The organism is Shinella sumterensis, from assembly GCF_004514425.2.
GTDB classification, from domain to species: Bacteria; Pseudomonadota; Alphaproteobacteria; order Rhizobiales; family Rhizobiaceae; genus Shinella; species Shinella sumterensis.
In genome coordinates, this window is the sequence record NZ_MYFN02000010.1 from 55,285 (window position 1) to 69,992 (window position 14,708).

15 protein-coding genes, 1 tRNA gene and 1 pseudogene are annotated in these 14,708 nt (G+C 62.9%); 7 read left to right on the forward strand and 10 right to left on the reverse strand.

Features of this window, described 5'->3' with window-relative positions; genetic code table 11:
• Positions 1 to 8: 8 nt before the first annotated feature.
• The 4 genes from B5M41_RS17875 to B5M41_RS17890 all read right to left on the reverse strand — a co-directional run bounded on the left by B5M41_RS17875 (position 9) and on the right by B5M41_RS17890 (position 3,215).
• Positions 9 to 431, reverse strand: a complete 423-nt coding sequence (locus B5M41_RS17875) for a hypothetical protein (protein ID WP_134649419.1) — start codon at positions 429 to 431, stop codon at positions 9 to 11.
• Between the two features lie 394 nt (positions 432 to 825).
• Positions 826 to 1,653: a DUF3800 domain-containing protein gene (locus B5M41_RS17880; protein ID WP_167719089.1), complete on the reverse strand. Its 828-nt coding sequence runs from the start codon at positions 1,651 to 1,653 to the stop codon at positions 826 to 828.
• A 237-nt stretch (positions 1,654 to 1,890) separates the two neighbouring features.
• A tRNA-Arg gene (locus B5M41_RS17885) sits at positions 1,891 to 1,967 on the reverse strand.
• A 75-nt stretch (positions 1,968 to 2,042) separates the two neighbouring features.
• On the reverse strand, positions 2,043 to 3,215 hold the full coding sequence (locus B5M41_RS17890) for a M20 aminoacylase family protein (RefSeq protein WP_134649417.1): 1,173 nt from the start codon (positions 3,213 to 3,215) through the stop codon (positions 2,043 to 2,045).
• Between the two features lie 131 nt (positions 3,216 to 3,346).
• On the opposite strand from B5M41_RS17890, the gene B5M41_RS17895 reads away from it, so the two are divergent.
• Positions 3,347 to 4,462: a D-alanyl-D-alanine carboxypeptidase family protein gene (locus tag B5M41_RS17895; RefSeq protein WP_134649416.1), complete on the forward strand. Its 1,116-nt coding sequence runs from the start codon at positions 3,347 to 3,349 to the stop codon at positions 4,460 to 4,462.
• 30 nt (positions 4,463 to 4,492) lie between these two features.
• Positions 4,493 to 5,665, forward strand: coding sequence for a CobW family GTP-binding protein (locus B5M41_RS17900; protein ID WP_134649415.1), 1,173 nt, complete (start codon positions 4,493 to 4,495; stop codon positions 5,663 to 5,665).
• A gap of 127 nt (positions 5,666 to 5,792) precedes the next feature.
• On the opposite strand, the gene B5M41_RS17905 is transcribed toward B5M41_RS17900, so the two are convergent.
• From B5M41_RS17905 to B5M41_RS17925, 5 genes are all read right to left on the reverse strand, one after another.
• Positions 5,793 to 6,041, reverse strand: coding sequence for a sulfurtransferase TusA family protein (locus tag B5M41_RS17905; RefSeq protein WP_134649414.1), 249 nt, complete (start codon positions 6,039 to 6,041; stop codon positions 5,793 to 5,795).
• Entirely contained in the window at positions 6,038 to 7,513 is a 1,476-nt protein-coding gene (locus tag B5M41_RS17910; RefSeq protein WP_134649413.1) for a L,D-transpeptidase family protein, read from the reverse strand. Before B5M41_RS17910 ends, B5M41_RS17905 begins: the two co-directional genes overlap by 4 nt.
• A 192-nt stretch (positions 7,514 to 7,705) precedes the next feature.
• The gene (locus B5M41_RS17915) at positions 7,706 to 8,659 is read right to left on the reverse strand and encodes an acetyl-CoA carboxylase carboxyltransferase subunit alpha (protein ID WP_134649412.1); all 954 of its coding nucleotides are present in this window, start codon (positions 8,657 to 8,659) and stop codon (positions 7,706 to 7,708) included.
• Positions 8,660 to 8,737: 78 nt separating this feature from the next.
• Entirely contained in the window at positions 8,738 to 9,685 is a 948-nt protein-coding gene (xerD, locus tag B5M41_RS17920) for a site-specific tyrosine recombinase XerD (protein ID WP_134649411.1), read from the reverse strand.
• On the reverse strand, positions 9,682 to 9,831 hold the full coding sequence (locus tag B5M41_RS17925) for a hypothetical protein (protein ID WP_134649410.1): 150 nt from the start codon (positions 9,829 to 9,831) through the stop codon (positions 9,682 to 9,684). Before B5M41_RS17925 ends, xerD begins: the two co-directional genes overlap by 4 nt.
• 129 nt (positions 9,832 to 9,960) lie before the next feature.
• Here B5M41_RS17925 and B5M41_RS17930 point away from each other — a divergent pair, with 129 nt between their 5' ends.
• The 3 genes and pseudogenes from B5M41_RS17930 to B5M41_RS17940 form a co-directional block, all read left to right on the forward strand.
• The gene (locus tag B5M41_RS17930) at positions 9,961 to 10,539 is read left to right on the forward strand and encodes a shikimate kinase (RefSeq protein WP_134649409.1); all 579 of its coding nucleotides are present in this window, start codon (positions 9,961 to 9,963) and stop codon (positions 10,537 to 10,539) included.
• Between the two features lie 10 nt (positions 10,540 to 10,549).
• Positions 10,550 to 11,677, forward strand: a complete 1,128-nt coding sequence (gene aroB, locus B5M41_RS17935) for a 3-dehydroquinate synthase (RefSeq protein WP_134649408.1) — start codon at positions 10,550 to 10,552, stop codon at positions 11,675 to 11,677.
• 164 nt (positions 11,678 to 11,841) lie between these two features.
• Positions 11,842 to 12,558, forward strand: a pseudogene (locus tag B5M41_RS17940) (transporter associated domain-containing protein); the annotation flags it as partial.
• A 1-nt stretch (position 12,559) separates the two neighbouring features.
• Here the strand turns inward: B5M41_RS17940 and B5M41_RS17945 are convergent.
• The gene (locus B5M41_RS17945) at positions 12,560 to 12,838 is read right to left on the reverse strand and encodes a BolA family protein (RefSeq protein ID WP_134649406.1); all 279 of its coding nucleotides are present in this window, start codon (positions 12,836 to 12,838) and stop codon (positions 12,560 to 12,562) included.
• 113 nt (positions 12,839 to 12,951) lie between these two features.
• Here B5M41_RS17945 and B5M41_RS17950 point away from each other — a divergent pair, with 113 nt between their 5' ends.
• Positions 12,952 to 13,584 carry a J domain-containing protein gene (locus B5M41_RS17950; RefSeq protein WP_134649405.1) on the forward strand — a complete coding sequence of 211 codons (633 nt, stop codon included), beginning with the start codon at positions 12,952 to 12,954 and terminating at the stop codon, positions 13,582 to 13,584.
• Positions 13,585 to 13,700: 116 nt separating this feature from the next.
• Positions 13,701 to 14,699 carry a cobaltochelatase subunit CobS gene (cobS, locus tag B5M41_RS17955; protein ID WP_134649404.1) on the forward strand — a complete coding sequence of 333 codons (999 nt, stop codon included), beginning with the start codon at positions 13,701 to 13,703 and terminating at the stop codon, positions 14,697 to 14,699.
• Positions 14,700 to 14,708: the final 9 nt, after the last annotated feature.

A 14,708-nucleotide genomic window follows, 5' to 3' on the forward strand; every position in this document is an offset into this window, starting at 1 on the left:
GTCCCCCTTTAGTATCCGCCCGGCCGAGACCAGGCGCTGCGGCGTCCACAGCGGTTGCCGGCGGCATCATATTGCCAGTCGTACTGACAGTTTCCGCGATACGGACGATAGCCACCGCCGCCACCGCAATCGTGGTTCGCACAGTAGGCTACGGCGCCGCCCACAACCGCTACTGCAACAAGTGCCGCCGCGGCCTGGTTCTGCTGTTGAACCATCTGAAAGCAAGACGCTGGATCAACTGCACGTCGGGCAAGCTCCACATGGATTTTGTACCGCAGCCCTTCGTCCTGGCTTTGAACATAGGATCGGCAAAGCGCCGCCTTGCCCACTTTCTGCGGCTGTGTGTCCATTTCTTTGGTGGTCGTCGAGCAAGCAGCCAACGACAATGATACGGCCGCGACAGCAAAGCCGCGGGTGACAGTCTTCCCCATTTCCCTCTCCCTCTTATCGGGAAATGAAGCACTAATTCACGCATGAGTCGAGGTGAGATTGCGATTTCTGTCCCGGTATCATTCGCGCGAGTTAGCATAGGGAATTGACATCCCCATCGACAGTTTGCGCTCGGCTGGCGCGATCGAGGCTGTAAGCATGAATTATCAGAATTAACGACAAGGTCGCAGTTCGGGGCTAGCATTGCCTTGAGGGTTACACGTCGGAGCGGTTGCCTCCCTCGCAAACAGATTCTTTCGGAGCTACGCGAGGAGCAAAAAGTCGGAAAAATATTTCTTGGCGTTAACTTGACAGTAAGATTCGAATGACTATTTTTCCATTCGAGGCGCAAGCCTTTCAGGTTCACCGTATGGGGGCCGCGTTAAGAGCCGGGTTTCAGCCCGGCTTTTTCGTTTTTGGATCAAAACAGTAATATTTGACCCCCATATGCGGGAGATGTTCAGCGTCGAGCGCAAAGTCGGCGATGCGCTTCGCATCTCGCAATGAGCGATAAAGCCAGAACTTCCCGTCGTATGCTTTCCGGGCCATGGCATAAATGTAGCTGTCCGCGATCTGCAACAACGGGGTAAACTTGGGCTTATGCTGAATTCGGCCTAAAGTATCGTTAAAATCCTCGACCGTCAGGGGGGCGTACTTCGAGCTGTTGCCGGCGTCGAAGCCAAGCCCGTTGGACTTAAGGTTCTTGAAGTACCCGGCAATGGTGTCATTAATTCCAGGATCCTGCTCAAAGACGATGTGCAGTTTCCTCCCTTCGAGCTTCGCGATCTTCACGGCCCGTTCAACCGTAATGTCGAATGCGCTTCGGCACAAAAGCCAGCGGTTTTCAACGTGCTTTTCGAGGTAGCCGCGAGCCACATAGCCGGGACGATCGACGATGCAGCCCAAGCCAATAACAGGCGCTCGACAAAGCACACGCCTCCAGTCATCCCAAAAACTTTCTCGCTCTTCTTGATCGACGCGTCCCAACCAGGAAAAGTTTTTCCGCTCCGCCATCATATCGGTGATGTGTGCCGGCTTAGTCTCTCCCAAGTTCCATTTCGTGAGGAAATCGGCGACGAGACCGCGCGCCTGATCGTTGTCCTCCCCGCGAACGAGAATTCCACCAAATCCGAACCAGTCGCGCCCAAACCGCGAAGCGTCCGATTTTTTGTCGGGGTGACGGTTGCCCGTCTCGTCCATATAGAGCGTAATTGGCCGCGTCATGCACATATAATCCTGCAACTCAGCATTACATGGCAGGTATCACGTTGCGTGCCAACCCCTCACGCATTTTCAGGGAAAGCCACACAAATCAGCTGGAACAGAGACGCGCCATGTTGCATGGCGTGTTGCGTCGAGTAGCCGCACGTCAGCGCAAACGGCTGAAAATCAACGAAAGCCAGTTGCAACACGATGCAACACGGAATCGAGCAAAAGGACAGCCTAAGCGATTGATTTCAATGGTGATCCCGCCGCGATTCGAACGCGGGACCCCCAGATTAGGAATCTGGTGCTCTATCCTGCTGAGCTACGGGACCACTGACTGCACCCATACAAAAGCCTTGGCGTGAAGCCAAGCGATTTTCGGTGGATCGAAGACGCGTTCGCTTTCGTCAGGCGGCGAGACGGCTTTCCGCGAGCTTGACCCAGTAGGTCACGCCATGGGGAATGGCGTCGTCGTTGAAGTCGTAGGCGGGATGGTGCAATCCGGCCGTATCGCCGTTGCCGACGAAGATGAAGGCGCCGGGGCGGGACAGCAGCATGTAGGAGAAATCCTCGCCGCCCATCATCGGCGCGATCGCGGGTTCGACCGACGCGTCGCCGGCGATCTCGCGCGCCACGGCCACCGCATGGCCGGCCTCCTCCGCATGATTGACCGTAACCGGATAGTTACGGTGGTAATTCACGACGATCTCCGCACCGTGGGCAGCGGCAAGGCCGGCGCAGATCTGCCGGATGCAGGCTTCGGCCCCCTCGCGCATATCGGGGCTCAGCGTACGCACGGTGCCCGCGAGCTGCGCGGTTTCAGGGATCACGTTGTGGGCAAAGCCCGCATTGAACTTCGTCACGGACACGACGAGCGAATCGACGGGATCGGCGACGCGCGACACGATGGTCTGCAGCGCCGTCACGACCTGCGCGCCGATGACGATGGGATCGACGGTCTTGTGCGGCAGCGCCGCATGGCCGCCGCGTCCCTTCACCGCGATGGTGAACTCGTCGGTCGCCGCCATGATGGGGCCCGGGCGCGTCCCGAAGGCGCCAACCGGCATGCCGGGCAGGTTGTGCATGCCGTAGACCTCGGCGATGCCGAAGCGCTCCATCATGCCGTCCTTGACCATTTCGTTGCCGCCGCCGCCGCCCTCTTCCGCCGGCTGGAAGATCACCGCGACGCTGCCGGTGAAGTTTCGGGTTTCGGCGAGATATTTGGCCGCCCCCAGCAGCATGGCGGTGTGGCCGTCATGGCCGCAGGCATGCATCTTGCCCCTGACGGTCGAGGCCCAGGGCTTGCCGGTCGCCTCCTCGATGGGCAGCGCGTCCATATCGGCGCGAAGGCCGATGGTGCGCCCCGCGCCGACAGGCGCGCCCTTACCGCGGATGATGCCGACGACGCCCGTCCGGCCGATGCCGGTCACGACCTCGTCGACCCCGAATTCGCGCAGTTTTTCGGCCACGAAGGCCGCCGTCTTCTCCACCGCGAAGAGCAGTTCCGGTTCCCGGTGCAGGTGCCGGCGCCATCCGGCGATTTCATCCTGCATTTCTGCGGCACGGTTCAGAATCGGCATGCAACACGTCCTGTCATTTCGGCCTGAAATTCGGCCATCGGCTCTCGATGGCTTTGCCATCACGGTGCCATATAGGTTAAATAGGGCGACGGTTCGAGACAACTCCCGATTTCGAGGACAGATCTTTGCAGATGAACGGACGTACGACGCGCATGGGCGCGCGCCTTCTGGGTTCCGCCCTGTTGCTTGCAGCCACCTTCTCCGCAACGGCGACCATGGCCGGCCCGCGCATGCTGGTGGATGTCAACACGCTCCAGGTCATCGAACACGAGGATGCCTTCCAGCGCTGGTATCCGGCCTCGCTCACCAAGCTGATGACCGCCTATACCGTTTTCCGCGCCGTCAAGGCGGGCGAGATCACGCTGGACAGCCCGGTCACGATGAGCAAGCACGCCGCCGCCGAACCGCCGAGCAAGATGTATTTCAAGCCGGGCCAACGGATGACGCTGGACAGCGCGCTGAAGATCATCCTCGTCAAGTCCGCCAATGATGTGTCCGTCGCCATCGCCGAATCGATTTCCGGGTCCGAACCGGCCTTCGTCGAGCGCATGAACGCCGAGGCCAGGCGCATCGGCATGAGTTCCTCGCGCTTCATCAATCCGAACGGCCTGCCCGGCAAGGGCCAGTATACGACCGCCCGTGACCTCGCGGTGCTCGCCGTCACGCTGAAGCGGGAATTCCCGCAATACGCTTCCTACTTCGCGCTGGAAGGCTTCACGACGGGCAAGAAGCAATATCCCAATTTCAACATGCTGATTGGCCGCTTCGATGGCGCGGATGGCATGAAGACCGGCTTCATCTGCGCCTCGGGCTTCAATCAGGTTTCGTCCGCCACGCGCAATGGCCGCAGCGTCGTTTCCGTCGTGCTCGGCTCCGAAAGTCTTGGCGCGCGCGCCGACATTTCCGCGGGCATGCTGCAGAAGGGCCTGACGGGGCGTCCCGGCAACGTTCCCACGCTCGGCCAGCTGAGACCCTACGGTGAAACGCGCGACGTCGTCGCCGACATCTCGCAGGAAATCTGCTCCAAGCATGCCGCCAAGGTTCGCAGCGAAGGCCGCGACGAGGCCGGACGCCAGAAACTGGCTTCGCCCTACATTCACGAGCTGGACCGCCCCTTGCGGTTCGTTTTCGCCGGCCTCCTGGGTGGCGGCGATACGGCCAAGCCCGACGGTGTCGAGACGGTCGCGTCCAATGGCGTGGGCGATATCGCCAACGTTCCCGTTCCCATTCCGCGCCCCACTTTCTGATTGGCCCATAATTTCTGAACTGGAGCGACCATGACCATCGCTGAACGGCGTGTGCCGGTTTCCGTGCTGACCGGCTTCCTGGGCGCCGGCAAGACGACCCTGCTCAACCGCCTGCTGAAGGATCCCGCGCTCACCGATACGGCCGTCATCATCAACGAATTCGGCGAGGTCGGCATCGACCATCTGCTGGTCGAGCAATCGGGCGACGGCATTATCGAGCTTTCGGACGGATGCCTGTGCTGCACCATCCGCGGCGAGCTGGTCGATACGCTGGCCGATCTGATGGATCGCATGCAGACGGGCAAGATCCAGCCGCTGAAACGGGTCGTGATCGAGACGACGGGCCTCGCCGATCCCGCACCGGTGCTGCAGGCCGTGATGGGCAATCCTGTCCTCTCGCAGTCCTTCAGCCTCGATGGCGTGATCACCGTCGTCGATGCCGTCAATGGCCTTTCGACGCTTGCCAACCATCCGGAAGCCGTCAAGCAGGTGGCCGTGGCCGACCGTGTGCTGATCAGCAAGGCCTCGCTTGCCGACACGGCGACGCTCGACGCCGTGCGCCGGGAAATCGCCGCGCTCAATCCGCGCGCAGCCGTATCCGACGTCGATGCTCCCGGCCTGGCCAGCCCCGACCTGCTGGCCAATGGCCTCTACGACCCCGGCAGCAAGATCCCGGACGTCCGCCGCTGGCTGCATGACGAGGCGCACGACCACCATCATCATCATGCGCATGATCATCACCACCATGAGCATTGCGACCACGGTTGCGATCATGGGCACCACCACGACCACGGCCACCAGCACGCCCATGACGTCACGCGCCATGACGCGACGATCCGCTCGTTCAGCATCGTGCACGACCGCCCGATCGATCCGATGGCGCTGGAAATGTTCATCGATCTCCTGCGCTCCGCCCATGGCGAAAAGCTGCTGCGCATGAAGGGCATCGTGCTGATGGAAAACAGCCCGGAACGGCCCCTGGTGCTGCATGGCGTGCAGAGCGTGTTCCACCCGCCCGAGCGGCTGCCCGCCTGGCCGGAGGGCGCCGAGCGCCGCACGCGCCTGGTGCTGATCACGAAGGATCTGCCGGAGGCTTTCGTACGCGACCTCTTCGACGCCTTCACCGGCACGCCGAAGATCGACCGCCCGGACCGCGCCGCCCTTGCCGACAACCCGCTCGCCATTCCCGGCCTGAAGCTTTAGCGGCGGTCTCGAAGGCCGGAGCAGGGCGGCCAAGCCGCCCTGCCGATGCCCTAGGCTTTCAAGCGCATCATGGCATTCTCCAAAGGCAGCCCTTCCGGACGGACGGATAATCCAAGCGCGCCAGGGCTCAGGTCTTCTTGCGGATCAGGAAGCGGTGGCCGTTCTCGACGCGCTCGCTTGCCTCAAGCGCATGGCCGTCCTCGTTGCAGAAATGCGGAATGTCGATGACGGCGAGCGGATCCGTCGTCTCGACCCAGAGGGCTGCGCCGCCGCGCATGGTCGACAGCCGCTTGCGGGCTTTCATGACCGGAAGCGGGCATTTCAGGCCACGCAGGTCATAGACCTCGGCGTCGTCCTGCGCCGCGATGTCGGTCATTTCTGCCAGAACTTCCAGAACGGCTTTTTCTGCGTCTGCTCGACCACCTGCTGGCCCGCTTCGCCGCCGGCGACAGGAAGGGTGGCCACGGCGTCCGTCTCTTGCGCGACAGCCGCAGTCCTTGCGGTCTTGCCGGCCTCTCCAGAGCCCTGATCGGCCTGAAGAGCAGCGCTTTCGTTGACGACCGGCTGGACCTGCTGGGCTTCGCGCGGCTCGCTATCCTGGCTGAAGAGCTTCCAGAAGGGCTTCTTTTCCTTCTTCTCGACGGCAGAGGCGATCCCCGGATTGTGTTCCGGAACCGGCAGGGAGCCTACGCCCCTCGCCTGCTTTTCCGCCTTGGTGGCGGCGACGTCGGCGGCGAAATCGGCGGCCGCCTTGTTCTTGGCTTCCTCGGCTTCGCGCACCGCACGTTCGGCAGCCTCGACCTTGCGCCGCTCGGCCTCTTCGGCCTTGCGCTTCTGTTCGGCGATCTCGCGCTCGGTCATCAGCTTGCCGGCATCGAGAGAATTGCCCGTCGGCGCATAAGCCAGCTCGCGGCCCTTGCGCTGATCGGCCACGATGGCCTTCCGCTGGGCCTCCGACGGCTCGATCCAGACGGTGCCGGCATATTTGCTCATCGCCTTGGCATAGGCGGTCGCATAGGTCTTGTTGTAGCTCGCAAGCGCCGTTTGGAGCGCACCGGGCGTGCTCATCGCTGGGCAGGAACCGGTCGGCGAAAAGGGCTTTTCGGCCTGCTGGTTGAAGACATATTTGCCTTCGCAGACATTCACTTCGGGCGGACGCTTCGTCACTTCGAAATGGTCGTAGCCGACCTTCAGCATCTTCCAGAATTCGATATTGGGATTGTCGCGATGACGCGCCATGTTCTCGGCCGTCATGCGAAAGGGAAACGCCTGGAGCTGAACGGACTTCTGTCCGCCGTCGAAGGCATCGCGCGCGAAGGCGAAAATCTCCAGCATCTGCTCGTCGGTCATCGAGTAGCAGCCCGACGAAGAGCATGCGCCATGGATCATGAGGTTGGTGCCGCTCGCCTTGTTGGCGCGGTCATAGGTATTGGGGAAGCCCGTGTTGATTGCCAGGAAATAGCTCGAATTCGGATTCATGTTCGCGCGTGAGAGCGGGTAGAATCCTTCCGGCGCCTGGCGGTCGCCTTCCTTCATCTTCGGGCCGAGCTTGCCGGACCAGGCGCAGATCTTGTAGTTGCGCACCAGCTGGAAACGGTTGGTGCGGTCGGCCTTCCAAAGTTCGAGCCGGCCCTCTTCCTTGAAGATGCGCAGCATGATGGGCGAGGAACGGTCGATCTTCATCGACGCGAGCTTGCTCACGATGGACGGCGACAGCTGATAGCTTGTCTTGGACGAGACCTTGGAGATGTCCACATCGACCTTGTCGAAGGAATCGAGGGTCTCGTTGGTGCATCCCGCGGCAGCCACGGCGAGAAATGAAACAGCGGCAAGAACAGACAGGCGCATGCAGGGGTCCGTGAGCTATCGTCAGATCGCGAGCCGTCGTGCCGGCAGAGCGGGACGGACTGTCGTTACCGGCTTATACTTCATAAATGCTTAACCGGGAATTCCTTCGCGCAGCCGAACGCCGGCTGCAACCGTTTCAGACACAAGGAATATGGCCGAGATGCGGCAAAGGCGGCGCGGGCGCCGCCCCGATCAGAGCTGCCGACCGATATTGAGGTAGCGCTGGCGGCGGTCCTTGCGCAGCTGGTCGCCCGTCTTTGCCGAGAGATCCTTCAGCGAGGAGGCGATCACATCGCCCGTGCGGGCGATGACAGCCTGCGGATCGCGGTGCGCGCCGCCCATCGGCTCGGGGATGATGCCGTCGATGATGCCGAAGGCCTTCAGGTCTTCGGCCGTGATCTTCATGTTGCTCGCCGCTTCCTTGGCGCGGGTCGAATCGCGCCACAGGATCGAGGCCGCACCTTCCGGCGAAATGACGCTGTAGATCGCATGCTCCAGCATGTAGACACGGTCGCCGGTGGCGATCGCGATGGCGCCGCCCGAACCGCCCTCGCCCAGCACGACCGAGACGATCGGCACGCGGACGTTGAGGCACATCTCCGTCGAGCGGGCGATGGCTTCCGCCTGACCGCGCTCTTCCGCGCCGATGCCCGGATAGGCGCCGGCGGTATCGATCAGCGTGATGACCGGCAGGCCGAAACGGTCGGCCATTTCCATGACGCGGATGGCCTTGCGGTAGCCTTCCGGGCGCGCGCTGCCGAAATTGTGCTTCAGGCGCGACTTGGTGTCGTTGCCCTTTTCCTGGCCGATGACAGCGACGGCCTCGCCGCGAAAACGGCCGAGGCCCGCCAGGATCGCCTCGTCTTCGGCGAACTTCCGGTCGCCGGCGAGCGGGGTGAACTCTTCGAACAGCTGGGCGGCATAATCGACGAAATGTGGACGCTGCGGGTGGCGCGCGACCTGCGTCTTCTGCCAGGGCGTCAGCTTGGCGTAGATATCGGCCATGGCCTCGCGGGCGCGGATTTCCAGCCGACCGATTTCGTCGCTCGTGTCGATGCTCTCATCTTCTTCGGCGAGCTTGCGCAGCTCGTGGATCTTGCCTTCGAGATCCGAGATGGGCTTTTCGAAATCGAGGTAATTGTGCATGAGATGCGTTTCCGATCGTTTGCTCAAACCGCGCCAGGCTGCCGTCGGCCAGAGGGCCAGTCGCCAGCGATGGGGGTCCTAATCCGTTTTTTTCGCCTGTTTGGCAAGAGGGTGATGGTTTTGAACGAGCGCGTGCAGCCGTTCTTCCAGCACATGCGTATAGATTTGTGTCGTCGAAATGTCCTGATGGCCCAGCAGTTCCTGCACGGCGCGCAGGTCCGCGCCGTTCTGAAGCAGATGGCTGGCAAAAGCATGGCGAAGCACATGCGGCGACAGCGTCGCGGCACGTATGCCCGCCCGTCCGGCCAGTGCCTTCAGATCGCGCGCGAAGACCTGCCGGGGCAGATGCCCCTCCTTGCTCTGCGCCGGAAACAGGAAATCGCCCGTCGCCGGATCGTCGCCGATCTCGGCCGCCAGCGCCTCGCCATAGGCCTCCATCGCGGTGACGGCGGCGCGCGACAGCGGCACCAGCCGCTCCTTGTTGCCCTTGCCCTTCACCACGAGGAACCGCCCGGTTTGCGCCAGCACGCTGCCCGGCAGGGAGACGAGCTCGCTGACACGCATGCCCGTGGCATAGAGCAGTTCGACGAGCAGATGCATGCGCCGTTTCAGGAGGAGATTGCCCCCCGGCTCGCCTGCTTCCGTCTCGGCCCGCGTGATGAGACGCGTGACATCGTCAACGGACAGCGTCTTGGGCAGCGAACGCGCCTTCTTCGGCGCATCGAGGATGGCGGTGGGATCGTCGCCGCGCAGCCCCTCGCCGTAGAGAAACTTGAAGAACTGCCGCAACGCCGAAAGCCGCCGCGCCTGCGATGACGCCGCAAAGCCCTGCTTGGCGAGATGGCCGAGATAGGCGCGCAGGTCGTCCGGCGCCGCCTCCGTCAGGCGCACGCCGCGCGCATTGAGGAACGATTTCACGTCTTCCAGATCGCGCTCGTAGGATTGCAGCGTGTTCGTCGCGGCCCCGCGCTCGGCGCTCATCATTTCGAGGAAGGATTCGACCTGAAGCGCTGACAGATCCCTCATTGCGGTGGATTGACCCGTTCGGACGGGATCCGGATCGTGACCTCGCGCTCACTGGGCTCGACGAAGGTCACCAGCGCCACCATGATCCCGTAGATCGATCCGGCGATCACGGCACAGATGAACAGGAATCGGAACAGGGTGGGCATGGCGGTCTCCGGGGCAACGCCCTCTATATCGCCCCGCCCTGCCGCCAGTGCAAGGGATGGATGGTCACGCAGGCTTGACGCTTCCGGCGCTTTGTCGATACGGAAAGGGACGAAAACCCGGAAAACGCAATGACCGAGCTGATCGAACAGCCCCCCCTTACGCTTGCCGCAGAGGCCCGTGCCGCCCTCGGCAAACGCAACCTCGTGCTGATCGGCCTTATGGGCGCCGGCAAGTCGGCGATCGGGCGCATGAGCGCGCAGGCGCTCGGTATTCCCTTCGTCGATTCCGACCATGAGATCGAGCGCGTCTCGCGCATGTCGATCCCCGACCTTTTCGCCACCTATGGCGAGGCCGAGTTCCGCGCGCTCGAGACCCGCGTCATCAAGCGGCTCCTGCGCTCGGGACCGCGCGTCGTCTCCACCGGCGGCGGGGCCTATATCAACGAGAACACGCGCCGGCACATCAAGCGCGGCGGGCTGACCGTTTGGTTGAAGGCCGATCTCGACGTGCTGTGGGAGCGGGTCAGCAAGCGCGACACCCGCCCGCTGCTGAAGACGGAAAATCCACGCCAGACGCTCGAAAACCTCATGAACGCCCGCTATCCGATCTATGCGGAAGCCGAGGTTACGGTCATTTCGCGGGATGTAAGAAAAGAAACCATGGTGGACGAGGTACTTGCCGCGATCGCCGCCACCCGCAAGATATGACGAGATAGCCATGACCGTTTCAGCCACCGCGCGCCGTACCGTGCGGGTCGACCTCGGCGACCGCTCCTACGATATCCTCATCGGCCCGGGATTGATCGCCGCCGCGGGACGCGAGATCGCGCTTCGCCTGAAGGGCCGCAAGATCGCCGTCATCACCGACGAACACGTCGCCCCGCTCTATCTCGACGGCTTCATGGCGGCCCTCAAGGCCGAAGGCATCGACGCCGTCTCGCTGGTGCTGCCCGCCGGCGAGAAGACCAAGAGCTTCGAACATCTCATCAGCGTCTGCGACAGCGTGCTGGCCGCGCGCATCGAGCGCAACGACGCGGTCGTGGCGCTCGGCGGCGGCGTGATCGGCGACCTCACCGGCTTTGCCGCCGGCATCGTGCGCCGCGGCTCGCGCTTCATCCAGGTCCCGACATCGCTTCTGGCACAGGTCGATTCCTCCGTCGGCGGCAAGACCGGCATCAACTCCCCGCACGGCAAGAACCTGATCGGCGTCTTCCATCAGCCCGACCTCGTGCTCGCCGATACCGACGTGCTCGATACGCTCTCACCGCGCGAATTCCGCGCCGGCTATGCCGAAGTCGCCAAATACGGCCTCATCGACAAGCCCGACTTCTTCGCCTGGCTCGAAGGTAATTGGCAGGCCGTCTTTGCCGGCGGCGAGGCCCGCATCGAAGCGATCGCCACGAGCTGCCAGGCGAAAGCCGACGTGGTCGCGGCCGACGAACGGGAAAACGGCCAGCGCGCGCTGCTCAATCTCGGCCACACCTTCGGCCACGCGCTGGAGGCGGCGACGCGCTACGACAGCGCCCGCCTCGTCCATGGTGAAGGCGTGTCCATCGGCATGGTGCTGGCGCACCAGTTTTCCGCCCGCATGAACCTGTGCAGCCCCGACGACGGCAAGCGCGTCGAGGCGCATCTGCGCGCGGTCGGCCTTCCCACCACCATGGGCGAAATTCCCGGTAGCCTGCCGCCGGCGGAGGTTCTCATGGACGCCATCGCGCAGGACAAGAAGGTCAAGGCCGGCAAGCTCACCTTCATCCTCACGCGCGGCGTCGGCCAGTCCTTCGTCGCCGATGACGTGCCGCAATCCGAAGTCATCGCCTTCCTCAAGGAAAAGCTGCCGACATGAACAGCGAAACGCCCGTCGCGCTCGCTCCCTTCTCCTGGCCGGTGATCGTCGTTGTCCTCGGCTTCATCCTTCTCGTCATCCTGCTGTTCCGGTGGCGCAACCATCAGGATGCGCGCGAGGCGGAGGGCGAACGCCGCCAGGGCGACGGCGCGCCGGCAAGGCCCGACCGGGAAAGGCTCCTGAGCGCGCTCGATCTCGATTCGCTCGAAGTGTCCGACATCATGATCCACCGCACGACCATGCGCGGGCTCGATGCCGGCGACCCTCCGGAAGAAGTCGTCAGGGCCGTGCTGGAAAGCCCGTATACGCGCATGCCGCTCTGGTCCGGTTCGGTCGACAACATCGTGGGCGTCGTGCACGCCAAGGACCTCCTGCGCGCGCTGGCCGAGCCGGGCATCGAGCCGAAGAACCTCGATATCACCAAGGTCGCGCAGAAACCGTGGTTCGTACCGGACACGACGACGCTGAAGGAACAGCTCACCGCCTTCCTGCGCCGCAAGGAGCATTTCGCCACCGTCGTGGACGAGTACGGCGAGGTGCAGGGCCTCGTCACGCTTCAGGATATTTTGAAGGTCATCGTCGGGGACCTCTCCGATGAAAAGGATGTCGACGTCCAGGGCGTGCGGCGCGAAGCCGATGGCTCGCTGGTCGTCGATGGCAGCGTCCCGATCCGCGACCTCAACCGTGCCTTCGGCTGGAACCTGCCGGATGAGGAAGCAACGACGATTGCCGGCCTCGTCATCCACGAATCGAAATCGATTCCGGAGGAACGGCAGGCCTTCACCTTCTACGGCAAGCGGTTCATCGTCATGAAGCGGGTGAAGAACCGCGTGACCCGCCTGCGCATCCGCCCGGTCGAGCCGGAACAGCCCGCGGCCTGACCTACCAGCGCGTCGGCTCTCCCGGCGCCGCGGCCTCCACGGCCAGGGCATGTAAACCAGCCTCGAACTCCGCCGTCACGAGATCGTTGATCGCCCTGTGGCGTGCCACGCGGCCCATGCCGGCAAACGCGGCCGAGACGATTCGCACGCGCATATGCGTCTCGCCCTCGCCGTCATGGCCATGGTGGCCGGCATGCAGATGGCTCTCGTTGATGACCTCGAGGCGTTCGGGCGAAAAGGCCGCTTCGAGCTTCCCGGCGATACTGGATTTTACGGACATTGGAGAACCTTGGCGTTGGAAAAGGCGCTTGTCGCAACGCAACAAAATAGTTTCACAAAGCCAGCAACAATCCGCTTTGTCAATTCTTGTTGCGGGCCCACTGCAACCCCATAATGAGCGCCATGAAACTCGATTCCAAATACTTCGACCGCATTCGCACGAAGCGGCGCGTGGAGCGTCCGGAACGCTCCGCGCCGATCTGTCAGTGGGACGGCTGCGAAGAGAATGCCGTGCATCGCGCGCCCGTGGGCCGCAATGCCGAAGGCCAGTATTTCATGTTCTGCTTCGAGCATGTGAAGGAATACAACAAGGGCTACAACTACTTCTCCGGCCTCTCGGACGGCGAGATCGCGCGCTACCAGAAGGAAGCCATCACCGGCCACCGTCCGACCTGGACCATCGGCGTCAACAAGGCGTCCAAGAACGGGCCGGCGCAGGGCAATGTGCGCTCGGGCTCGGCCGGGGCAAATCAGCGCATTCGCGATCCCTTCGGCTTCTTCAACGAGAACAAGGGCCGCCGCCCGCAGATGGAGCCGCGCGCCAGGAAGCTGAAGACGCTGGAGGCCAAGGCTTTCGATACGCTGGGCCTTTCCGCGAATGCGACGAGCGAGGACATCAAGTCGGCCTACAAATCGCTTGTCAAAAAGCATCACCCGGATGCAAATGGCGGTGATAGGGGCTCGGAAGAGCGTTTTCGGGCGGTCATCCAAGCATATCAATTGTTAAAGCAGGCCGGCTTCTGCTAGAGCATTTGGCGGCCGGGCGGATTGACGCCCGGCATCGCATGAATGCGGTCGAAACAGACGAGCATCGCCGGCAACAGACATTGGGTGGAGGAAAGCCCGCCGCCCGCGGAGACGTGATGAGCAAGATGGATCTCGATATTTCCAACCTCCCGGACACCACGGTTTCCGTAAGGGAGGTTTTCGGCATTGATACGGACCTGCGGGTTCCGGCCTACTCCAAGGCGGACGCCTATGTGCCGGACCTCGATCCGGACTACCTGTTCGACCGCGAAACCACGCTGGCGATCCTCGCGGGCTTTGCCCATAACCGCCGCGTCATGGTGTCCGGCTACCACGGCACCGGCAAGTCGACCCATATCGAGCAGGTCGCCGCCCGCCTCAACTGGCCGTGCGTGCGCGTCAACCTCGACAGCCATGTCAGCCGTATCGACCTCGTCGGCAAGGACGCCATCGTCGTCAAGGACGGGCTTCAGGTCACCGAATTCAAGGATGGCATCCTGCCCTGGGCCTACCAGCACAATGTCGCGCTCGTCTTCGACGAATACGATGCCGGCCGCCCGGACGTGATGTTCGTCATCCAGCGCGTCCTGGAGTCTTCGGGTCGCCTGACCCTGCTCGACCAGAGCCGCGTCATCCGCCCGCATCCCGCCTTCCGCCTGTTCGCCACCGCCAACACGGTGGGCCTCGGCGACACGACGGGCCTCTACCACGGCACGCAGCAGATCAACCAGGCGCAGATGGACCGCTGGTCGATTGTCACCACGCTGAACTACCTGCCGCACGACAACGAAGTGAACATCGTCGCCGCCAAGGTGAAGCGCCTTGCCGCCGGCAAGGACGGTCGCGAGACGATCTCGCGCATGGTGCGCGTCGCCGATCTCACCCGTGCGGCCTTCATCAATGGCGACCTGTCGACGGTCATGAGCCCGCGTACGGTCATCACTTGGGCAGAGAATGCCGAAATCTTCGGTGATATCGCCTTCGCCTTCCGCGTCACCTTCCTCAACAAGTGCGACGAACTCGAACGCACGCTGGTTGCCGAACTCTACCAGCGCGCCTTCGGCATCGAGCTGAAGGAGAGTGCGGCAAATATCGTGCTGGAGGCCACGGCCTGAGGCCCGGTA

What these genes read in the sequence shown, in the direction of transcription:
- cobS (WP_134649404.1), top strand. Translation starts at nt 13,701, where the DNA reads ATGAGCAAGATGGATCTCGATATTTCCAACCTCCCGGACACCACGGTT.
- B5M41_RS17895 (WP_134649416.1), top strand. Translation starts at nt 3,347, where the DNA reads ATGAACGGACGTACGACGCGCATGGGCGCGCGCCTTCTGGGTTCCGCC.
- B5M41_RS17890 (WP_134649417.1), bottom strand. Translation starts at nt 3,215, where the DNA reads ATGCCGATTCTGAACCGTGCCGCAGAAATGCAGGATGAAATCGCCGGA.
- B5M41_RS17880 (WP_167719089.1), bottom strand. Translation starts at nt 1,653, where the DNA reads ATGACGCGGCCAATTACGCTCTATATGGACGAGACGGGCAACCGTCAC.
- B5M41_RS17910 (WP_134649413.1), bottom strand. Translation starts at nt 7,513, where the DNA reads ATGCGCCTGTCTGTTCTTGCCGCTGTTTCATTTCTCGCCGTGGCTGCC.
- aroB (WP_134649408.1), top strand. Translation starts at nt 10,550, where the DNA reads ATGACCGTTTCAGCCACCGCGCGCCGTACCGTGCGGGTCGACCTCGGC.
- B5M41_RS17915 (WP_134649412.1), bottom strand. Translation starts at nt 8,659, where the DNA reads ATGCACAATTACCTCGATTTCGAAAAGCCCATCTCGGATCTCGAAGGC.
- B5M41_RS17930 (WP_134649409.1), top strand. Translation starts at nt 9,961, where the DNA reads ATGACCGAGCTGATCGAACAGCCCCCCCTTACGCTTGCCGCAGAGGCC.
- B5M41_RS17945 (WP_134649406.1), bottom strand. Translation starts at nt 12,838, where the DNA reads ATGTCCGTAAAATCCAGTATCGCCGGGAAGCTCGAAGCGGCCTTTTCG.
- B5M41_RS17905 (WP_134649414.1), bottom strand. Translation starts at nt 6,041, where the DNA reads ATGACCGACATCGCGGCGCAGGACGACGCCGAGGTCTATGACCTGCGT.
- B5M41_RS17950 (WP_134649405.1), top strand. Translation starts at nt 12,952, where the DNA reads ATGAGCGCCATGAAACTCGATTCCAAATACTTCGACCGCATTCGCACG.
- xerD (WP_134649411.1), bottom strand. Translation starts at nt 9,685, where the DNA reads ATGAGGGATCTGTCAGCGCTTCAGGTCGAATCCTTCCTCGAAATGATG.
- B5M41_RS17900 (WP_134649415.1), top strand. Translation starts at nt 4,493, where the DNA reads ATGACCATCGCTGAACGGCGTGTGCCGGTTTCCGTGCTGACCGGCTTC.
- B5M41_RS17875 (WP_134649419.1), bottom strand. Translation starts at nt 431, where the DNA reads ATGGGGAAGACTGTCACCCGCGGCTTTGCTGTCGCGGCCGTATCATTG.
- B5M41_RS17925 (WP_134649410.1), bottom strand. Translation starts at nt 9,831, where the DNA reads ATGCCCACCCTGTTCCGATTCCTGTTCATCTGTGCCGTGATCGCCGGA.